Here is a 19,551-nt window from a genome sequence, read left to right as displayed (position 1 = left end):
ACCTTTACTCAAAGAAGAATTTGAGCCAGCTTATTAGAGAATTTAATGCTGATTCAGGCTTAAATTTATTAATTGTTATGAAATAAATTCTCAAATGAGGCGGCGATGTATTCGTCTGAACGGCTCAAAGGCATTGATGTGTTTGTTTGTGTGGCCGATGTCGGCAGCTTCACGGCTGCTGCCGAGCGCTTGAACCTGACCAGTTCTGCGGTCAGTAAAGGCATTGCCCGGCTGGAGAGCCGCCTGCGGGTTCGGCTGTTCAACAGAACCACGCGGCGCTTGTCGCTTACCGACGCCGGTGTCGAGTTTTATCGCACCTGCGCAGGTGTGCTGGCCAATCTGGAAGAGGCCGAGCTGGCGTTGCATGCCGAGGCCGAAGAGCCCCGTGGCAAAGTGCGCATCGACTTGCCTGCCTCATATGGTCGCCTGCATGCGCTACCGGCGATTCTGCAGTTTGTTGAAGATCACCCGTTGTTGAATCCGCATATATCGTTCTCCGATCGATTCGTCGATCTGGTCGAGGAGGGTGTCGATATTGTTGTGCGCATTGGCGGCGCAGATACGTGGCCGGCCACGCTGGGTCGACGATTTCTCGGCATGCAAAGGCTGATTTTCTGCGCCGCCCCTGCGTATCTGCGCAAGTACGGCGAACCGCGGAGTGACCGCGACTTGGAGCAGCATCAATGCATCAGCTACGGTGCGACCGATGGTTTGCTAAGGCCCTGGTATTTTGCCGGAGCCCAGCCCGGTGAGATGGAACAACGGGTGCTCCCGGCACGGATTGCTGTCGGCGATGGAGAAGGCCAGGTGATGGCGGTATTGGCCGGGCACGGCGTCGCGCAACTGCCAACCTGGCTGGTCAGGCATCACCTTGAACAAGGGGCTCTGGTTGAAGTGCTGCCGCAGTTGGCCACTGATGGCCTGCCGCTCAATCTGGTGTGGCTGAAAAGCCGCGAGAAACTGCCGAAAGTCAGTGCGATGCTGGAAATGCTCAGCGCCTGCCTGACCCCGGCAGGTCGATCCGACGCGATATAGAGTCGAGAGGATATAACGGGGCCCATCAAGTGTTTATGCTGGGCCACGCTATCAGCCGGAGTGCTTTGGGTAAGCACTCCGGCCACTTACGCGTTGATTAATCGACCAACGTCAGGGTGACGTCGATATTGCCACGGGTGGCGTTTGAGTAAGGGCAAACGATGTGCGCCCGGTCGATGAGCAGTTGTGCTTGCTCACGGTCCACGCCCGGAAGGCTGATGCGCAATTCAACTTCAATGCCGAAACCGTCAGGAATGGCGCCGATACCCACCACGCCTTCGATTGAGGCATCCGCTGGAATCGCCAGTTTGTCGCGGGCGGCGACGAACTTCATGGCGCCAATAAAGCAAGCGGAGTAACCGGCAGCGAACAGTTGCTCCGGGTTGGTGCCTTGGCCGCCCGCGCCACCGAGTTCTTTTGGCGTGGTCAGGGCAACATCAAGCACACCATCGGAAGAGATGGCACGGCCGTCACGGCCACCTGTGGCTTCGGCGTAAGCGCGATAAGCAATGGTTTCGATCGACATAGCAGTATTCCTCTTCACGTGTGTTCGGGGTGCCGAACTGAAATGGTTCTGTGCTATCCAATGATTAACCGCAGGGTTGGATTCATCGGCAGCATTCGATTTGTTGCGAGCCAGATTCTTGCGCGCTAATCAAATTCGATGGGCAAACATTAGCGCTCAATTATTTAGTGCGCAATATATATTTTAGAGTATTCGGCTATAAAGCCATTTGCGTTGGCTATTTCAGGTTGTCACGGGTGAGATGAACCCTGCGCTTCGAGCGTGCACTGGCCAAGCATTTCAATGATAGTCGCTGCTGCTCGATACGCAGTGGTTCCGCCCGGCACACAGGCAATCTGGGCGTTTGCGTGGGCAATGTCAGGCAGGGGAATGCAGCCGCAGGGCGCAGCTGCTGGGCTCAGAGAGCGTCTTGCAGGCTTTTGCGCAGCACGATCAAATCTTGTTTGAGCGACTGCAACTGTTCCACCGTCTGCTGGCTGGCGCGCACGATACACGCGGGAACTGCTTTAGCCTTCTCGCGCAGTGCACGGCCCTTTTCCGTGAGGTGCAGTTCGACCACACGCTCGTCAGTTCTGCTGCGGGTGCGGGCGAGTAATCCTTCTGCTTCCAGGCGCTTGAGCAATGGCGTTACCGAGCCCGGATCGGTGATAAGCCGGGTGCTGAGTTCGCCGACGGTAATGCCATCGCCTTCCCAGAGCACCATCATGGCCAGGTACTGCGGGTAGGTCAGGCCGAGTTCCTGCAGCAGGGGTTTGTAGACCTTGGTCATCATCAGCGAGGTGGAATAGAGGGCGAAGCATAACTGGCTGTCCAGATGCAGTTCGACGTCGGAGTCTGGGGTTTTCATGAGGGCCTCGAGTGACGCAGGTGTGTGCAACAATTTAACGCGCAAATTAACAGAGTGCCAAGTTATTACCGGCATACGTGGAGGCGGCATACACAGCCGAACGAAATGCCGGGTCAGATGACGCTATAAAGTGATTCCTATACATTACGAGCCCGCTCATTGAATGGTGAAATTGCTTCATGGCTCTCGCGCTCGAACGTCTCATCGCCGGTACACCGATACCTTACGCCGGTAATCGTGTTTCTTTGGTCAGTGCCGAATTGGCCGCTCGTTTCCAGCCGGGTGACCACCTGTTGGTGGAGCAAACCAGTGGCGAGTTGCTGCTGATCCCCGTGGCTGACCAGCAAGCGGCTGCCGTAGCGATTGAGCGGGCGCAGTTGGCCTTCAAGGCCATGTCGGCCGTTTCAGATGCGGACATCAGTCGATTCTTTGATCTGTTTGCCCAGCGTCTGGAGTCCGCTGAAACATGGGTACTGATCGAAGCCGCCAATTTGGCTGACATTGAAAAGGCCAAGGCGCGCGGCCGTTCAACTACCCGGTTGCTCGCCAACGAGGCCATGCGCCGCGACATGATCGCCGGCTTGCGTGCATGGCGAGACGCTGCGCCAACACGTGGCAAGGTCTTGAGTTGTGTCGAGCATGACGGCTGGAAGGTCGAACAAGTGATGGCGCCATTGGGTATTGTCGCCTTCGTGTTTGAAGGCCGCCCCAATGTATTTGCCGATGCCGCCGGTGTTTTGCGCACGGGTAATAGCGCGGTGCTGCGCATTGGCAGCGACGCCTTGGGCACGGCGCAAGCGATTGTCAGCCATGCGCTGAATCCTGCGCTCAGTGAAGCCGGGTTACCTGTCGGTGCCGTATCACTGGTCGAAAGCATCAACCATGCCGCGGGCTGGGCAATGTTTGCCGACCGGCGTTTATCGCTGGCCGTTGCCCGTGGCTCCGGCCGTGCGGTCAGTCAGTTGGGCAGCATTGCCCAGCAGGCCGGCACGGATGTCAGCCTGCACGGTACAGGCGGCGCCTGGCTGATTGCCAACCATGACGCCGATGCTGAGCGCTTCTCCAGCGTTGTGCGCAACTCTCTCGACCGCAAAGTCTGCAACACCCTGAATGTTTGCCTGATTCACCGTGACCGCGCGGCGCAGCTGGTGCCGCTGTTCCTTGCCGCCTTGCAAGAGGCCGGTGCAGCCCGAGGCCAGGCCTGCAAGCTGCACGTTGTTGAGGGCAGCGAATCGTATCTTCCAGCCGATTGGCTGAGCGCCAGCGTCGAGGTTTATCGCGCCGAAGGCTATCGCACCGAGAAGCAAGTTGAACCGCTGCCTGAAAATCAGTTGGGCCGCGAGTGGGAATGGGAAGAAACGCCGGAAGCCAGCCTCAAAATCGTCGATGATCTGGACCATGGCATTGGCTTGTTCAATAGCTACAGCCCGCAGTTCACAGTGTCGCTGATCAGTGAAAGCGCGCAGGCACATGCGCATTTCTACGAGCAGGTGAATGCGCCTTTCGTGGGCAACGGCATCACCCGCTGGGTAGACGGCCAGTACGCGCTGAACAAGCCGGAGCTGGGCCTTTCCAACTGGGAGAACGGCCGCCTGTTCGCGCGCAGTGCCATTCTTTCCGGCGATGGCGTATTCACTATCCGCAGCCGCATGACCCAAACCGATCTGGGCGTCAAACGCTAACGACGCAAGAGAGCAGGGTGGATGAAGCTGTGTTCATCCACCAACTCCAGGCTGCAACGTTTGCCTGTCTTGGGTTTACGCGTTAGCTGCGTAGCAGAAACAAAAAGCCCCGCACTCAGGCGGGGCTCTCAACTTTCAGCGAGTGAGCTGATTAATCCCAGCTCAGCGCGCCGCCTGTTTGATACTCGATCACGCGGGTTTCGAAGAAGTTCTTCTCTTTCTTCAAGTCCATGATCTCGCTCATCCACGGGAACGGGTTGGTGGTGCCCGGGTACTCTTCTTTCAGGCCAATTTGGGTCAGACGACGGTTGGCGATGAACTTGAGGTAGTCCTCCATCATTGCCGCGTTCATACCCAGTACGCCGCGTGGCATGGTGTCACGTGCGTATTCGATCTCAAGCTGAGTGCCCTGCAGAATCATCTGCGTGGCTTCTTCTTTCATCTGCGCATCCCACAGGTGTGGGTTTTCGATTTTGATCTGGTTGATCACGTCGATACCGAAGTTCAGGTGCATCGACTCGTCACGCAGAATGTACTGGAACTGCTCGGCAACGCCGGTCATCTTGTTGCGGCGGCCCATCGACAGGATCTGGGTGAAGCCGCAGTAGAAGAAGATGCCTTCCAGTACGCAGTAGTAAGCCACCAAGTTGCGCAGCAGTTCTTTGTCGGTCTCGACGGTGCCGGTATCAAACGTCGGGTCGGAGATCGAACGGGTGTACTTCAAGCCCCAGGACGCTTTCTTCGCGACCGAAGGAATCTCGTGGTACATGTTGAAGATCTCGCCTTCATCCATGGCCAGCGATTCGATGCAGTACTGGTAAGCGTGGGTGTGGATCGCCTCTTCGAACGCCTGACGCAGGATGTACTGGCGGCATTCCGGGTTGGTGATCAGGCGGTACACAGCCAGCACCAGGTTGTTGGCAACCAGCGAGTCGGCGGTGGAGAAGAAGCCGAGGTTACGCATGACAATGCGGCGCTCGTCGTCGGTCAGGCCGTCGGTGCTTTTCCACAACGCGATGTCGGCGTTCATGTTGACTTCTTGCGGCATCCAGTGGTTTGCACAACCGTCCAGATACTTCTGCCAGGCCCAGTCGTACTTGAATGGTACGAGCTGGTTCAAGTCTGCGCGGCAGTTGATCATGCGCTTCTCGTCAACCGCTACGCGGGCCGAGGCACCTTCCAGTTCGGCCAAGCCTTCAGCCACATCGAGCTCGTCCAGTGCAGCTTTGGCGCGCGCGATTGCAGCGCTGTCGTCAGCCGAGACTGCGCGGGCTTCTTGAGCGGCAGCGTCGCCAACCTGATCCAGTTTGTCGATGTTCATGTCTGCCATCGAGGCAGCAGCGTTGCTGCTGGCGGCTGCAGTTTCTGCGCCGTCTTCCTTATCGAATTCGTCCCAGCTCAACATAGTCGGCTCCTTAAGATATAAATTTCGTGGGCCTGCTGCGCATAGCCCAGACTTCGTTGAACGCGATAATCGCGGGTTCTTGTACGCCACCCGCTCAACCGCGTCTGCCTTGCCTGAACTCCGCTCGCAAGTCCCTGACTCGAAGCTTAAAGCGCTAGGCGCTCCACGTCGTGTATCGCTGCTGCCGCGAAATGCAGCGCCAGCAGAGTGCTCTTGTGTCTGACAAAGCACCTTGATTTGAATCACTCAACTGCATCTGCAAGTGCACTCAAACCAAAATGCTTTTATGTTCTTGATCTCACCCGTATCACTACAAATGCAGCGTGCTGCTGAGAGAGTAGCCGTTAGGCACCGGCTGGCACTGAACCCTGAGCGTACGCCTGTACGTGAGGGGGCTGGGCCAGTCGGCAACAACGCGGATGCCTCTCAGCATCGCGCGTCATCTGTTACAACTTACTGACAAGCTTCACAGTCTGGCTCGTCGATGGCACAGGCTTTAGGCACTGGCGCCGGACCGGCGGACATCTCAACTGCTGGCGCCTTGGCTGGAGCGGCGCTCAGACCATCACCACCACCGCTGGATACGGCGTTCAGCTTGCCGGTGCTGACAGTCGACTTCTCGGTGCTGGTCGCGGCCAGGGCACGGAGGTAGTAAGTGGTTTTCAGGCCACGGTACCAAGCCATGCGGTAGGTCACGTCGAGCTTCTTGCCTGATGCGCCGGCGATGTACAGGTTCAGCGACTGAGCCTGGTCGATCCACTTCTGGCGACGGCTGGCAGCGTCAACAATCCACTTGGTTTCAACTTCGAACGCAGTGGCGTAAAGGTCTTTCAGCTCTTGCGGGATGCGCTCGATCTGCTGCACGGAACCATCGTAGTACTTCAGGTCGTTGATCATGACCGAATCCCACAGGCCGCGAGCTTTGAGGTCGCGAACCAGGTACGGGTTGATCACGGTGAACTCGCCGGAGAGGTTCGATTTCACGTACAGGTTCTGATAAGTCGGCTCGATCGACTGCGACACGCCTGTGATGTTGGCGATGGTGGCGGTCGGTGCGATGGCCATGATGTTGGAGTTACGAATACCTTTCTGTACACGGGCGCGAACCGGTGCCCAGTCGAGGCTTTCGTTGAGGTCAACATCAATGTACTTCTGGCCGCGCTGCTCGATCAGGATTTGCTGCGAGTCGAGCGGCAAAATGCCTTTGGACCACAACGAACCGTCGAAAGTCTCGTAAGCGCCACGCTCATCAGCCAGGTCGCACGAGGCTTGAATGGCGTAGTAGCTGACCGCTTCCATCGACTTGTCGGCGAACTCAATGGCAGCGTCCGAGCCGTAAGGAATGTGCTGCATGTACAGCGCATCCTGGAAGCCCATGATGCCCAGACCGACCGGACGGTGCTTGAAGTTGGAGTTACGCGCCTGTGGCACCGAGTAGTAGTTGATGTCGATAACGTTATCGAGCATGCGTACCGCGGTGTTGACGGTTTTTTCCAGCTTGGCAGTGTCCAGCTTGCCGTCCACGATGTGGTTCGGCAGGTTGATAGAGCCTAGGTTGCAAACTGCGATCTCGTCCTTGTTGGTGTTCAAGGTGATCTCGGTGCACAGGTTCGAGCTGTGGACCACGCCAACATGCTGCTGCGGGCTGCGCAGGTTGCATGGGTCTTTGAAGGTCAGCCACGGGTGGCCGGTTTCAAACAGCATGGAGAGCATTTTGCGCCACAGGTCTTTGGCCTGAATGGTTTTGTGCAGCTTGATCTTGCCGTATTCGATCAGCGCTTCGTAATACTCGTAGCGCTCTTCGAAGGCTTTACCGGTCAGGTCGTGCAGATCCGGCACTTCGCTCGGCGAGAACAGGGTCCACTTGCCGTCATCGAAGACACGCTTCATGAACAGGTCAGGGATCCAGTTAGCGGTGTTCATGTCGTGCGTACGGCGACGGTCATCACCGGTGTTCTTGCGCAGTTCGATGAACTCTTCGATGTCCATGTGCCAGGTTTCAAGGTAGGCGCACACAGCACCCTTACGCTTGCCACCCTGGTTCACTGCAACAGCGGTGTCGTTGACCACTTTCAGGAAGGGTACAACGCCCTGTGATTTGCCGTTGGTGCCTTTGATGTATGCGCCCAGCGAACGAACAGGGGTCCAGTCGTTACCCAGACCGCCTGCGAATTTCGACAGCATGGCGTTGTCGTGGATCGCGTGGTAGATGCCCGACAGGTCATCCGGAACGGTGGTCAGGTAGCACGAAGACAGCTGTGGACGCAGAGTGCCCGCGTTGAACAGCGTAGGGGTCGAGCTCATGTAGTCGAACGACGACAGCAAGTTGTAGAACTCGATCGCGCGGTCTTCTTTCTGCTTCTCTTCAATCGCCAGGCCCATGGCCACACGCATGAAGAACACCTGTGGCAGTTCGAAGCGAATGCCGTCTTTGTGAATGAAGTAACGGTCGTACAGAGTCTGCAAGCCGAGGTAGGTGAACTGGCCGTCGCGCTCGTGGTTGATCGCTTTGCCGAGTTTCTCCAGGTCGAAGTCTTGCAGCTTCGGATCCAGCAGGTCGAACTGAATACCTTTGGCGATGTAAGCCGGCAGGGCCTTGGCGTACAGGTCGGCCATTTCGTGGTGAGTCGCGCTGGTTGCAACTTCGAGGAAGGTCAGGCCTTCAGCACGAATGTTGTCCATCAGCAGGCGAGCCGTTACGTAGGTGTAGTTCGGCTCGCGCTCAACCAGAGTACGCGCGGTCATTACCAGCGCGGTGTTGACGTCGCTCTGAGCAACGCCGTCGTAAAGGTTTTTCAGGGTTTCTTTCTGGATCAGCGCGCCGTCCACCTCAGCCAGGCCTTCACAGGCTTCGGTGATGATGGTGTTCAGACGACCCATGTCCAGCGGCGCAACCGAGCCGTCGGCGTGGGTGACGCGGATGCTTGGGTGCGGCTCGGCAATATCGGTGCCTTCGCGCTTACGCTCTTGCGAACGCGATTCGCGGTAGATCACGTAGTCGCGGGCCACTTTCTGCTCGCCTGCACGCATCAGCGACAGTTCGACTTGATCCTGAATTTCTTCGATATGAATGGTGCCGCCCGAAGGCATGCGACGCTTGAAGGTTGCCGTGACTTGTTCAGTCAGGCGGGCAACGGTTTCATGGATGCGCGACGAAGCGGCAGCGGTGCCGCCTTCTACTGCGAGAAACGCCTTGGTGATGGCGACGGTGATCTTGTCATCGGTATACGGCACGACGGTACCGTTACGCTTGATCACACGCAGTTGGCCCGGTGCGGTTGCCGCCAGGTCTTGAGTGGCGTCAGGGCTTTGCGGTGCAGCGCCCTGCGATTTCTCGCGAGAAGTGTCGGTGTGCATGAATGTCTCCGTGTTCATAATTATTTCAGTTAGACGCTTGTGCGGTTGATTGCTACGACGTACCAACGTTCATTCCATTTCTAACAACGTCACTCGCCCGGAACACAGTCCGAGCCAATTGCATATTGCTGGTGGTATCTGGAGGTGCGACGAAAGCGCCTCTAACAGCTTGCTTAAGTCTAGTGCCGGCTTTTCGCAGGCACCACTACATGTAGTGTTCTGTCTGTTCGTGCTCAACAGCCTGTGGAAGGCCCGTGCGCGCGAGTGGCGTCTTACCGGTTACGCTTGCTACAGGTGGTGCTCAAACAGCCAGTAATGCTTTTTTATGCACAATTTCGGTTCGGGATATGGACTAAAACTGTGCAAATGTGTTTGGGTTGTTTTTAGGTTAAACCCCAATATGTAGGTGTTTAACGCGATGGGGATACAAGATAGTGCGATGGGTGAGGGTTGGCAAGTTGATAAAAACGCTCAGCCTGTGGATAAAGCTGTGGGTTATCGTGGGGTAACAATCGCCAAGCCGCGTTGTTGCTGGGATTGTTGTCTGTTCGCCGTTCGTCGAAGTCGCCGGAGGTTTTTTTTAGTGACTTTTTAGGCGTTATCAGTCAGTCACAAAAACACTACATATAGTCATAGAAGCCCTGCATATGGTGTGTGTTTTGCAGTGCTGGCAGCGCACTCGGCGCCAGGCCTTTTTCAGTGCTACGGATTAGCCGTGCGGCGTGGTTACAATGCACGCCGAAGAGATGGTTTTCGAAAACCCTGGAGGTCGTGGTGGAGCAAGCGTCTTGGCAAATTCTGATCGTTGAAGACGATCAGCGGCTGGCCGAACTGACCCGCGAGTATTTGCAGGGTAACGGCTTTGCCGTTGCGGTGGAGTCGGATGGCGCGCTTGCCGCTCAGCGTATTTTAACCGAGCAGCCCGATCTGGTCATACTGGATTTGATGCTGCCGGGCGCCGATGGTCTGACAATCTGCCAAGCGGTGCGTGATGGCTATTCGGGGCCGATTCTGATGTTGACGGCGCGTACAGATGATCAGGACCAGGTGCTGGGTCTGGACATGGGCGCAGACGATTACATGTACAAGCCGGTGCGCCCGCGCGTGTTACTGGCGCGGATCAATGCGCTGCTGCGTCGGCTCGATGCGCCGCAAGTGGCCCTGGCAGATAACCCGGCGCGGCGTTTGCAGTTCGGCTCGCTATTGATAGATGCCTCGCGGCGTGAAGCATCGCGCGCGGGGGAGCGGATCGATCTGACCAGTGCCGAGTTCGATCTGCTCTGGCTGCTCACCGCCAATGCCGGGCGTATTCTGTCCCGCGAAGAGATCTTCACCGCCTTGCGCGGCATCGAGTACGACGGCCTCGACCGTTCGATTGATGTGCGCATCTCACGCATACGCCCCCGCATCGGCGATGACCCGGTACAACCGCAAGTCATTAAAACCGTGCGCGGCAAGGGTTATCTGTTTGTCGCTGAAGCGGCTGTCGAGCTGCTATGAACTCGATCTTCCTGCGTATCTACGGTGGCATGCTTGCTGTTTTGGTGTTGGCGGCACTGCTGGGCGTGGTGACTCTGCACATGGTTAACGAGGTGCGCACTGACCAGTACCGCGAAGACCTGGCGCGCGGTACGTTCCGCCTGATGGCGGATAATCTGGCCGGCCTCGACGATGTTGAGCGCCGCCGCGCCGTGGCGGTCTGGGGACGACTTCTGGGCGTGCCGCTTAAAGTCGAGCCCGTGGACGCTGCTGGTTTGAACAGCGGTGAGCGCGGGCGCTTACTGCGCAGCCAGGTTGTGGTGCGCATGACCGGCCCGCACGCGGCACATATATATAGCCTGATTGGTGAGCAGAACGTGTTGCTGCTCACCGGCGAAGTGCAGCAAGTCAGCGAACAGCTGGCGCGCGCCACCGCGTTCCTGTTGATCGATGAACTGGTACGTTACCCGGTGGATGAGCAGCCACGGCGTCTGGCCGAGTTAAAGCAATCGAAGCAGTTCGGCTTCGAATTGCGTCTGGTCAAGCTCGATAAAGCCAATCTCGATGACGACCAGCGTCGCCGCGTCGATGAGGGCGACACGGTGATGGCATTGGGGCAGGGCGGTGACACCATTCATGTGTTCTCCGGCATCGTCGACACGCCATGGGTATTGGAGATCGGCCCGCTGTATCAAATGAATCCCTATCCGCCGGAATTGCTGGTGCTGATCGGTGCGCTGGGCCTGAGCATGATTGGCCTGATGGTTTACCTGTTGGTCCGTCCGCTGGAGCAACGGCTGCGAGAACTGGAGGGCGCCGCTACGCTGATCGCCAGCGGCCGGCTGGAGGCGCGGGTGCCGACACGTGGCCCGGATTCGATTGGTCGCCTCGCCGTCGCATTTAACGACATGGCCGAGCACTTGCAGCGCTCATTGGGCATTCAGCGCGAAATGGTGCGGGCGGTGTCGCATGAATTGCGTACGCCGGTCGCACGCCTGCGTTTTGGCCTGGAAATGATCGAGGATGCGCCCAGTGAGCAGGCGCGGCGAAAGTACATGGAGGGTATGGATAATGACATCCAAGACCTCGACAAACTGGTCGACGAGATGCTCACCTTCGCCCGGCTGGAGCAGGGCGCGCCGGCGCTGAATTTTGTCGATGTAGAGCTCGACACGTTAATCGATCAGGTAATCGGCGAACTGGCACCGTTGCGCGCCGATGTGCAGGTTGCTCAAGGCCCGGTGTCGTTGGCCGAGGCGGGAATGAGTACGCAGGTTGATGCAGATTTTCGCTATCTGCACCGTGCCCTGCAGAATCTGTTGAGCAACGCCATGCGTCATGCTGAAACGCAGGTGCGCATAAGTTTACAAATTGGTCTTAAACACTGTCGGATCGACGTGGACGATGACGGGCCCGGAGTGCCGCAAGAAGCCTGGGAGCACATATTCACCCCATTCCTGCGCCTCGATGACAGCCGCACCCGAGCCTCCGGTGGCCACGGTCTGGGCCTGTCGATCGTGCGGCGCATTGCCATTTGGCATGAAGGTGAGGTGTTGCTCGATCACAGCAACGCACTAGGCGGCGCCAAATTCAGCCTGGTGTGGCCGTGTAAGCAAGGGTAAGTGCGTAACCGTGTGGGCTACATATCTGCTGACATGTAGGCGCATCTGTGGAGTCGGTCAGCGTCGGTGTCTTTGCTGTAGTCAATATCGGCATTCTTGTCGAGGTAGATAACCGTATTTGGCCACTTTGGGGTGACGCTGACACAGTGAGTGCGCCCTCCATTAGGCTGCCACCATATAAACTCGACGTAGTAATCCTCGTCCCTGACGATATCCAATAGTTCGATGGTATAGCCGCCAGGGTAGATCGCACTGTCGTATGTTCGTCTGTTGTCTTCCCAAACGAATCGAAGTTCTTTTGGTGCATCTTCTGCGTAGTGGACGCTGACGCGTGGCATCACCAGCGATCCGTAGCGCATACAAACAAATGCAACCACTAGCCACATCCACCAGCGTATGCGCCACTTGCGTTTACTTGCACTCATGCTTTTGTACACCGCCTCCCCAATCTTCGATAGGCACCGCAAGCACTTCGGCCTTGATCATTTCTCCGGTCACGCCGCCTTTGGGGTACAGCCGCGCCAACTTCATGCCGATGCCAACCGAGATTCTGTCCGGTACATCATCGAATGCTCGCATGCCCTCGCTCAAGTCCCCCGAAATTGTCGGCCCCTCCATCTTGCCTGTGGTATCGCCCAGCCACCGAACAGTGTCCGAACCAACCTGCTCTACACCTGCCGCATCCAGTAGCACCGCTTCCGGCACTCCGGCGATCACGCCGACGTAACCGTAATGCACGTTGGACCATATGTCGTAGTAGTAATCGTAATCACCCTGCTTATGCCACACATCGTCAAATATTCTGCGCAGCTCAGGCTTGTGATCCCACACCTGATCCTGTCCGACTTTCCCCATCCAGATCGCCGCCGCTCGGGTCTTTTTGCCCAGCGCGATACCGAAGAAGTTCGGCGTTGGGCCGAGCTGTAGATACAGCGGCAGTTCTCTGTACTCGCGCTGCTTGGCCAGTGGATCGTAGCTGTTCAACTCCTGCATTTCGAGCACTGTCGGGTCGTGGATGTTCTTGTTCATTTCACCGGCAATGTAAGTCGCCAGCTCGATCATCCGGTCGGGATCGGTACAGGCTTTGGGTGTCGGTGCGTTCGGGTCGACCAGCGCTCCGGCAGCGACCGCCTTGGCGATCAGGTTCGGGTCGCTGATCAGGTCGGCCATTATCGGCTCAGACACGCTGCCGTCCGGGCCGATAGCCCCCATTTTCTGGAAGTCGACGATTGGCCCCATGATCACACCGCCGCCGACATTTTCCGAACCGCTGATGATCATGCCGCCGTGGCTGGTCGGGCTGCCTAAATAGGCCATTGGCCGACCGTTGACCATGATCGTCGGGAAGCCCGCGATGATCACGGCTCCGCACCCACAGGCATCGCCGACTCGCGCCGACCCCATGCCGTTGATTACCACGTTGCCGCTGGCTGAATTTATGGCCGTGGTGCCATGCCCGGGAAGCGGGCAAACGTGGCTGTCGCCCTTACGCGCCGAAGGGATCATCTATGCACCTCATTTCATCCGTGAAAAGTAGCGCTGCCTAGCGGCAAACCACGCTGTTGTGGGCGGCTTCGTAGCAAGTGACCGTTCGCCGTGGGGCGGGCGATTGGTTGCTGTAGCCGTAGTCAACCACCGTGTCTTCCACTGGCGCCTGTGGCGGCGGGGCCGCGACTGGTTTGGGCGGGGTTGAGTTGAAATACTGAATAGGCGGCGCGGGCGGGATATACCCATCGTCGTACGCATCGTAGTCGTAGTCGTAGGCGTGCGCAGCAAACGGCGTGAGCACCAGGGCGAGGACGCAAAGTCCCATTTTCATAAGCGAAATCCTTTCGCGGAAAAATCCATAAAAAATTTCATTTCCCGCGTGGCAATTGTTGCGGGTTAGAGAGGTTTTGCCCGCGCAAAGTCGCATAGCGAATGACGCTGGGTAAAGGAAATAAGTTTGTAGGAAAAGGACTACACGCGAGGAAAGTTCCGGGGCGAATGCCACAGGTCGCGGGTGACTGGGGGGTATGGGGGGTTGGCTGGCTAGGGACTCCCAAACGGATTCGACTTCTGGTTCCGGTCGTTCTCGTTTTCAAACCCAAGGAACCTTGTTTTGACCCCCCCGGGGGGGTCTAGGAGACAGCGACATGATCTGGCTGACCACACCCGCAGAGCGCACGCACGCGCACACCTACCGCATGCAGCGAGCGACCCGCGACATGGAATTGTTGTTGTGCGAACTGGCTATTGAGGCAGTGCATCCGGGCAACTTGGGTGCGTTGCCACCCTCGCCCGAGGTGCTGCTATGCAAGGCGCAGCAGATAGGGCTCGTCACACCTGCTGAGCAGCGAGTGCTACTCGGCTTCAACTGATCAAGGAGGATCAACGTATGAACGACATATACATGGTAGTCGCAGCCTTCTGGCTGCTCAGCGTGGCCGTTACGGTATGGCCACTTGTTAAAAAGCCTGCTCACCGCAGCAACGGTGAGCAGGCCACACGTAATACCCCACAAACTAAGTAAAGGAACTACACCATGCACGCTATCAAAGTCACCGATATCATCGCAACCGCTCGCGGCACAGAAGTGCTGCTGCCACTCATTACCAAGCAAGTCACACCTAAAGAATGGGCAATGGCACTCGCCAAAGAGTCCGTCACCGTCAAGTCGGGGCGTAAAGTCAGCGCTGCCCGCCACGCGCTCAACGGCTCGCAGTTTGCGATGACCAACATCAGCATGGCCTTGCGCGCTGCCACCGAAATCGGCGCGCTGCCCTTCACGCAGGCGGTACGCGAAATCAACCGCGTGTACACCCTGCTCGATGCCATGCGCTCAGCCTTCTCGGGCATCCGCGAAGAAGCGCACCGCGAGCTGACGGTCGCCGAGGTCACACTGGACGTTAAGGACGGCGCGTTCTCGGGGCTCCAGTCGGTTGACGACGAGCCATACGGGGAAGAAGAACTGCGCGACACGGGCATGGCTTGGGAGGACGTTCAGGAGTTGCGCCGCATTGCGGCGCAATCCATCAAGGTTTATTTAGACAAGAACTTCATGCCGTCTTCCAGACCCTGCAGCGTCAGCGGGTACATCTGGTCTTCGATCAGCTCGCGGACGATGTTGGTCGAAGCCGTAAAGCCCCAGGTGTCTTTTGGATACGGGTTGATCCAGATGAGCTTCTTGTATTTATCCATGAAGCGGCGAATCCACACGTGTCCGGCTTCCTCGTTCCAGTGCTCGACGCTGCCACCCGCCTGAGTGATTTCGTAGGGCGCCATCGCCGCATCACCGACGAACACGACCTTGTAGTCGGCGCCGTATTTATGCAGCAAATCCTGGGTGGAGAAGCGTTCCGAAGTGCGGCGCAAATTGTTCTTCCACACCGATTCGTACACGCAGTTATGGAAGTAGTAATACTCCATATGCTTGAACTCGGTCTTGCAGGCGGAGAACAGTTCTTCACAGACCTTTACGTGCGCATCCATCGAACCGCCAATATCAAACAGGATCAGCAGTTTGACCGTGTTGCGGCGCTCCGGGCGCATCTGGATGTTGAGCAAGCCACCGTCTTTGGCGGTGTGGTCGATGGTGCCGTCGAGATCGAGTTCGTCTTCGGCGCCTTGGCGGGCGAACTTGCGCAAGCGGCGCAGGGCGACCTTGATGTTGCGCGTACCCAGTTCGACCTGATCATCGAGGTTCTTGTACTCGCGCTGATCCCAGACCTTGGCCGCTTTACCCTGGCGCTTGCCCGCGTCGCCGACACGAATGCCTTCCGGGTTGAAACCGCCCGAGCCAAACGGGCTGGTGCCGCCGGTGCCGATCCACTTGTTGCCGCCGGCATGGCGTTCTTTCTGCTCTTCGAGACGTTTTTTGAACTCTTCGATCAGTTTGTCGAGGCCGCCGAGTGATTCGATCTTGGCGCGCTCTTCTTCAGACAGCGAGCGTTCAAACTCCTTGCGCAGCCACTCATCGGGGATTAGTGCCTCGATGTGCTGATTAAGGTTTTGCAGGCCGTTGAAGTAAGCGCCAAATGCGCGGTCGAACTTGTCGAAATGGCGCTCGTCTTTCACCAGAATGGTTCGCGACAGGTAATAAAACTCGTCCATGTCGGCGAACACCACGTTGTGCTTCAACGCGTTGATCAGGTCGAGCAGCTCTCGCACCGAGACCGGCACTTTAGCTGCACGCATTTCATTGAACAGGTTGAGCAGCATGGCTGCACCCTCGTTATTCGTTGGTTGCAGAGCGCGGCCAATGAGGCCAGCCGTGCTCTTTCATCGCGCAAGGCAGGGCTTGCGAGCGTCAATCAGGCATATCGGAAGCCGCTGGTGGCGCGCCATTCACAGCAGAGAAGGCGCACGCTGAGCCAAATGCCAGCGCCGCATGCCCGACAACCGCTAATTATCGAGAGCCGCGACGGCTCATGAAGGCCAGGCGTTCGAGCAGTTGCACGTCTTGCTCGTTCTTGACCAATGCTCCAGCCAACGGCGGAATGGCCTTGGTCGGATCGCGCTCGCGCAGAACCGCTTCACCAATGTTGTCGGCCATCAGCAGCTTCAGCCAGTCAACCAGTTCTGAGGTCGAGGGCTTCTTCTTCAGACCTGGCACTTTACGCACGTCGAAGAACACATCCAGCGCTTCAGCAACCAGATCTTTCTTGATGTCGGGGTAGTGCACATCCACGATCTTTTGCAGGGTCGTGCGATCCGGGAAGGCGATGTAGTGGAAGAAGCAGCGGCGCAGGAACGCGTCCGGCAGCTCTTTCTCGTTGTTCGAGGTAATGATGATGATCGGGCGCTGAACGGCCTTGATCGTCTCGTTGGTCTCGTAAACGTAGAACTCCATCTTGTCGAGTTCTTGCAGCAGGTCGTTAGGGAACTCGATGTCGGCCTTGTCGATCTCGTCGATCAGCAGAATCACCCGCTCTTCAGACTCAAACGCTTCCCAGAGCTTGCCTTTCTTGATGTAGTTGCGCACATCGTGAACTTTGTCCGAGTCGAGCTGCGAGTCACGCAGGCGGCTGACCGCATCGTATTCGTAGAGGCCCTGATGGGCTTTGGTGGTCGACTTGATGTGCCAGGTAATCAGCTTGGCACCAAAGGACTCCGCCAGTTGCTCGGCGAGCATGGTCTTGCCGGTGCCGGGTTCGCCTTTGACCAGCAGCGGGCGCTGCAAAGTGATCGCTGCGTTTACTGCCAGCTTAAGGTCGTCTGTGGCGACATAGGACTGAGTGCCTTCGAATTTCATCAATAAATCCTCGAACCGAACGCCCGGGCTAAGCACCTCGGGTCAAATAGGTAAAAAACTACTATACCGCGCAGGCCGGTCGACTGTGAACGTAGACGGGGCATTCAGTCACTGAATGGCGAGTCACGCCAGCAACGTACCCGCCTCGGCGGGCACGGGTTTACTCGCTTGTGGAGTCAAATCGATTGCTGAAGGCTTTGACGAAGGCATTGCGCAGAATGGCCTTGAATGCCTGCCATTGGCTGACGTCGTAGGCGTTGAGGTCGCCGGCCAGCTCGATGCGTGTGGCGAATTGATCTTTTTGGTGGTTTTTCAGCAGCCAGCCACCGCTGCCGACCAACGCTTCCCAAATGCCGGTGAGAATATTTTTGTCCTTGGCTTCAACATCCTGCTTCCAGTCGAAAATTTCCATATCCCGAAGCAAGGGTTTGGCGTAGCCATCAAGCTTGCCTTTGCGCGCCTTAATTTCCATGACGAAATCCCCGTGACCTTTCACAAAGTCAAACTCGGCATAGGTGCGGGTGAAGTCGTTAAGCCGCTTGAGTTGAATGTCGGTGATGCGCAGTTTCAAATCGAAGTCATCGAGTTTGCCCAGCGGATTGAGCTTGGCGCTGGTCTCGAGTGGTGCGTCGCCGAGCACGTTTGCCGTGGCCTGGAAACTGGCGGGCAGCAACTCCTTGCTGTTGCGGGTGTTGCTCAGGTTTAGCAAGGTTGCGTTGACCTGAGTGGCTTCGAGGTCAACGTTGGGTTTCGAGGTGAAATTGCGAAAGGCCAGCGTGCCTTGCTCCACACGCACCTCGTTAAGGGTGATGGGCAGCAACGCTTTGAGTTGCTCACGCCAGTCGACGCCTTCACCGGTTTGCGAGGCTTCAGCATTGCCGCCGTCAACAAAGTTCAGCCGGGGTTGTTCAAACACCACGCTGGCGACAATTGCATGCTCATGCCAGAGCGCGCTCCAGCTCACCGATAAATCAATCGCAGGCGCGTCGAGCAACGGCACCGGTACCTTGCCGTTGACCTTGTTGATCTTCAACTCATTAATCCGGTAAGCGCCACGCCAAAGCGCGAGGTCTACGTCGGTGACATGGCCACGGTAGTCGCCCATGTCAGCCATCTGTTTATTGAGGTAGTCACGCACCAGAGACGGCAGGGCAATATGCAGCACCACCAGTGCTATGACCAGCGTTAGGATAATCCCGGACGGAATAGCGAAACGTTTTCTCATAGTTATGTGACTAAGGTTATGGCAATAAGTTTTAATCATGGTCTGTGACGCACTGGACTGCCAACCCAACGCGTCATACGCTTGCAGGCTAACCGGCAACGCACGCACAAGGAATTCGTTATGAGCCGTATCTATGCAGACAACGCCCAGGCCATCGGCAATACGCCGCTGGTGATGATCAATCGTCTGGGCCCTAAAGGCGTCACAATTCTGGCCAAGATCGAGGGCCGCAACCCGGCTTACTCAGTAAAGTGCCGCATTGGTGCCAACATGATCTGGGATGCTGAAGCGCGTGGCGTGCTCAAGCCGGGTATGACTATTGTAGAACCAACCTCCGGTAACACCGGGATTGGCCTGGCCTTTGTGGCCGCAGCGCGTGGTTATAAATTGCTGCTGACCATGCCGGCGTCGATGAGCCTTGAGCGGCGCAAAGTACTCAAGGCGCTGGGCGCCGAGTTGGTGCTCACCGAGCCTGCCAAAGGCATGAAGGGCGCGATTGAAAAAGCCAGCGAGATTGCAGGCTCCGATCCAGCGCAATACTTTTTGCCGCAGCAGTTCGAGAACCCGGCCAACCCGGCGATTCACGAGAAAACCACCGGGCCGGAAATCTGGAACGACACGCAAGGCGCCATCGACGTACTGGTGTCGGGCGTTGGCACTGGCGGCACGATTACCGGTGTCTCGCGCTACATCAAAAATACCGCGGGCAAGGCGATAATCTCGGTGGCCGTAGAGCCCGTCAGTTCGCCGGTGATCAGCCAGACCCTTGCCGGTGAAGAGGTGAAGCCCAGCCCGCACAAGATTCAGGGGATTGGCGCAGGTTTCGTGCCGAAGAACCTCGATTTGAGCGTGGTTGACCGGGTCGAGCAAGTAACCGATGAAGACGCTAAGGACATCGCCCTGCGACTGATGCGCGAAGAAGGCATTCTCTGCGGCATTTCCTGCGGCGCGGCCATGTCGGCTGCCATCAAGCTGGCCAACGAGCCGAACATGATGGGCAAGACCATCGTGGTTATCCTGCCGGACTCCGGCGAACGCTACTTGTCGAGCATGCTGTTCAGCGACATGTTCAGTGAGCAGGAACTGGTGCAGTAATCGCCGCTTAACCGCTGCGAACAAAGCCGCACATCCGCGAGGGTT

17 protein-coding genes are annotated in these 19,551 nt (G+C 57.4%); 7 read left to right on the top strand and 10 right to left on the bottom strand.

Annotated features, from left to right (window positions below; translation table 11 throughout):
- Positions 1–105 precede the first annotated feature (105 nt).
- Positions 106–1,035: a LysR family transcriptional regulator gene (locus tag BM395_RS08365; RefSeq protein WP_090510552.1), complete on the top strand. Its 930-nt coding sequence runs from the start codon at positions 106–108 to the stop codon at positions 1,033–1,035.
- A gap of 97 nt (positions 1,036–1,132) precedes the next feature.
- Here the strand turns inward: BM395_RS08365 and BM395_RS08360 are convergent, their stop codons facing one another.
- Both BM395_RS08360 and BM395_RS08355 read right to left on the bottom strand, forming a co-directional pair.
- Positions 1,133–1,561 carry an organic hydroperoxide resistance protein gene (locus BM395_RS08360; RefSeq protein WP_069901818.1) on the bottom strand — a complete coding sequence of 143 codons (429 nt, stop codon included), beginning with the start codon at positions 1,559–1,561 and terminating at the stop codon, positions 1,133–1,135.
- A 397-nt stretch (positions 1,562–1,958) separates the two neighbouring features.
- Positions 1,959–2,408: a MarR family winged helix-turn-helix transcriptional regulator gene (locus tag BM395_RS08355; protein ID WP_090510549.1), complete on the bottom strand. Its 450-nt coding sequence runs from the start codon at positions 2,406–2,408 to the stop codon at positions 1,959–1,961.
- A 179-nt stretch (positions 2,409–2,587) separates the two neighbouring features.
- On the opposite strand from BM395_RS08355, the gene BM395_RS08350 reads away from it, so the two are divergent.
- Complete coding sequence (locus BM395_RS08350) at positions 2,588–4,090, top strand: aldehyde dehydrogenase family protein (RefSeq protein WP_090510547.1); 1,503 nt, start codon at positions 2,588–2,590, stop codon at positions 4,088–4,090.
- 151 nt (positions 4,091–4,241) lie between these two features.
- Here BM395_RS08350 and BM395_RS08345 read toward each other — a convergent pair whose 3' ends face one another.
- On the bottom strand, positions 4,242–5,495 hold the full coding sequence (locus BM395_RS08345) for a ribonucleotide-diphosphate reductase subunit beta (protein WP_069901822.1): 1,254 nt from the start codon (positions 5,493–5,495) through the stop codon (positions 4,242–4,244).
- A 453-nt stretch (positions 5,496–5,948) separates the two neighbouring features.
- A complete protein-coding gene (locus tag BM395_RS08340; RefSeq protein WP_090510542.1) occupies positions 5,949–8,852 on the bottom strand; it encodes a ribonucleoside-diphosphate reductase subunit alpha in 2,904 nt (967 codons plus the stop codon).
- A gap of 774 nt (positions 8,853–9,626) precedes the next feature.
- On the opposite strand from BM395_RS08340, the gene BM395_RS08335 reads away from it, so the two are divergent.
- Both BM395_RS08335 and BM395_RS08330 read left to right on the top strand, forming a co-directional pair.
- On the top strand, positions 9,627–10,352 hold the full coding sequence (locus BM395_RS08335) for a response regulator (RefSeq protein WP_090510540.1): 726 nt from the start codon (positions 9,627–9,629) through the stop codon (positions 10,350–10,352).
- The gene (locus tag BM395_RS08330; RefSeq protein ID WP_090510537.1) at positions 10,349–11,953 is read left to right on the top strand and encodes an ATP-binding protein; all 1,605 of its coding nucleotides are present in this window, start codon (positions 10,349–10,351) and stop codon (positions 11,951–11,953) included. The genes BM395_RS08335 and BM395_RS08330 overlap by 4 nt, the downstream gene beginning before the upstream one ends.
- A 17-nt stretch (positions 11,954–11,970) precedes the next feature.
- Here the strand turns inward: BM395_RS08330 and BM395_RS08325 are convergent, their stop codons facing one another.
- From BM395_RS08325 to BM395_RS08315, 3 genes are read right to left on the bottom strand one after another with little or no spacing between them, the layout of a single operon-like run.
- Positions 11,971–12,378 carry a hypothetical protein gene (locus tag BM395_RS08325; RefSeq protein WP_239655556.1) on the bottom strand — a complete coding sequence of 136 codons (408 nt, stop codon included), beginning with the start codon at positions 12,376–12,378 and terminating at the stop codon, positions 11,971–11,973.
- On the bottom strand, positions 12,365–13,459 hold the full coding sequence (locus BM395_RS08320) for a polymorphic toxin type 44 domain-containing protein (protein ID WP_090510531.1): 1,095 nt from the start codon (positions 13,457–13,459) through the stop codon (positions 12,365–12,367). Before BM395_RS08320 ends, BM395_RS08325 begins: the two co-directional genes overlap by 14 nt.
- Positions 13,460–13,496: 37 nt before the next feature.
- A complete protein-coding gene (locus BM395_RS08315) occupies positions 13,497–13,772 on the bottom strand; it encodes a hypothetical protein (protein WP_090510529.1) in 276 nt (91 codons plus the stop codon).
- A gap of 316 nt (positions 13,773–14,088) precedes the next feature.
- On the opposite strand from BM395_RS08315, the gene BM395_RS08310 reads away from it, so the two are divergent.
- Together BM395_RS08310 and BM395_RS23715 are read left to right on the top strand one after the other, a co-directional pair.
- Entirely contained in the window at positions 14,089–14,313 is a 225-nt protein-coding gene (locus BM395_RS08310) for a hypothetical protein (protein ID WP_090510526.1), read from the top strand.
- 17 nt (positions 14,314–14,330) lie between these two features.
- Positions 14,331–14,465, top strand: coding sequence for a hypothetical protein (locus BM395_RS23715; protein WP_280142219.1), 135 nt, complete (start codon positions 14,331–14,333; stop codon positions 14,463–14,465).
- A 509-nt stretch (positions 14,466–14,974) separates the two neighbouring features.
- Here BM395_RS23715 and BM395_RS08300 read toward each other — a convergent pair.
- From BM395_RS08300 to BM395_RS08290, 3 genes are all read right to left on the bottom strand, one after another.
- A complete protein-coding gene (locus BM395_RS08300) occupies positions 14,975–16,153 on the bottom strand; it encodes a vWA domain-containing protein (RefSeq protein ID WP_090510521.1) in 1,179 nt (392 codons plus the stop codon).
- Positions 16,154–16,340: 187 nt separating this feature from the next.
- Positions 16,341–17,186 (bottom strand): AAA family ATPase, encoded by an 846-nt coding sequence (locus BM395_RS08295; RefSeq protein WP_069901828.1) that lies wholly within the window; start codon positions 17,184–17,186, stop codon positions 16,341–16,343.
- A gap of 160 nt (positions 17,187–17,346) precedes the next feature.
- A complete protein-coding gene (locus BM395_RS08290) occupies positions 17,347–18,411 on the bottom strand; it encodes a DUF748 domain-containing protein (RefSeq protein WP_069901829.1) in 1,065 nt (354 codons plus the stop codon).
- A gap of 120 nt (positions 18,412–18,531) precedes the next feature.
- Between BM395_RS08290 and cysK the strand changes: the two genes are divergently transcribed.
- Positions 18,532–19,506, top strand: coding sequence for a cysteine synthase A (gene cysK, locus BM395_RS08285; RefSeq protein WP_090510518.1), 975 nt, complete (start codon positions 18,532–18,534; stop codon positions 19,504–19,506).
- Positions 19,507–19,551 lie beyond the last annotated feature (45 nt).

It is taken from the genome of Pseudomonas marincola, assembly GCF_900116605.1.
Classification (GTDB): Bacteria; Pseudomonadota; Gammaproteobacteria; order Pseudomonadales; family Pseudomonadaceae; genus Aquipseudomonas; species Aquipseudomonas marincola.
This window is presented reverse-complemented; position numbering and strand designations above follow the sequence as displayed.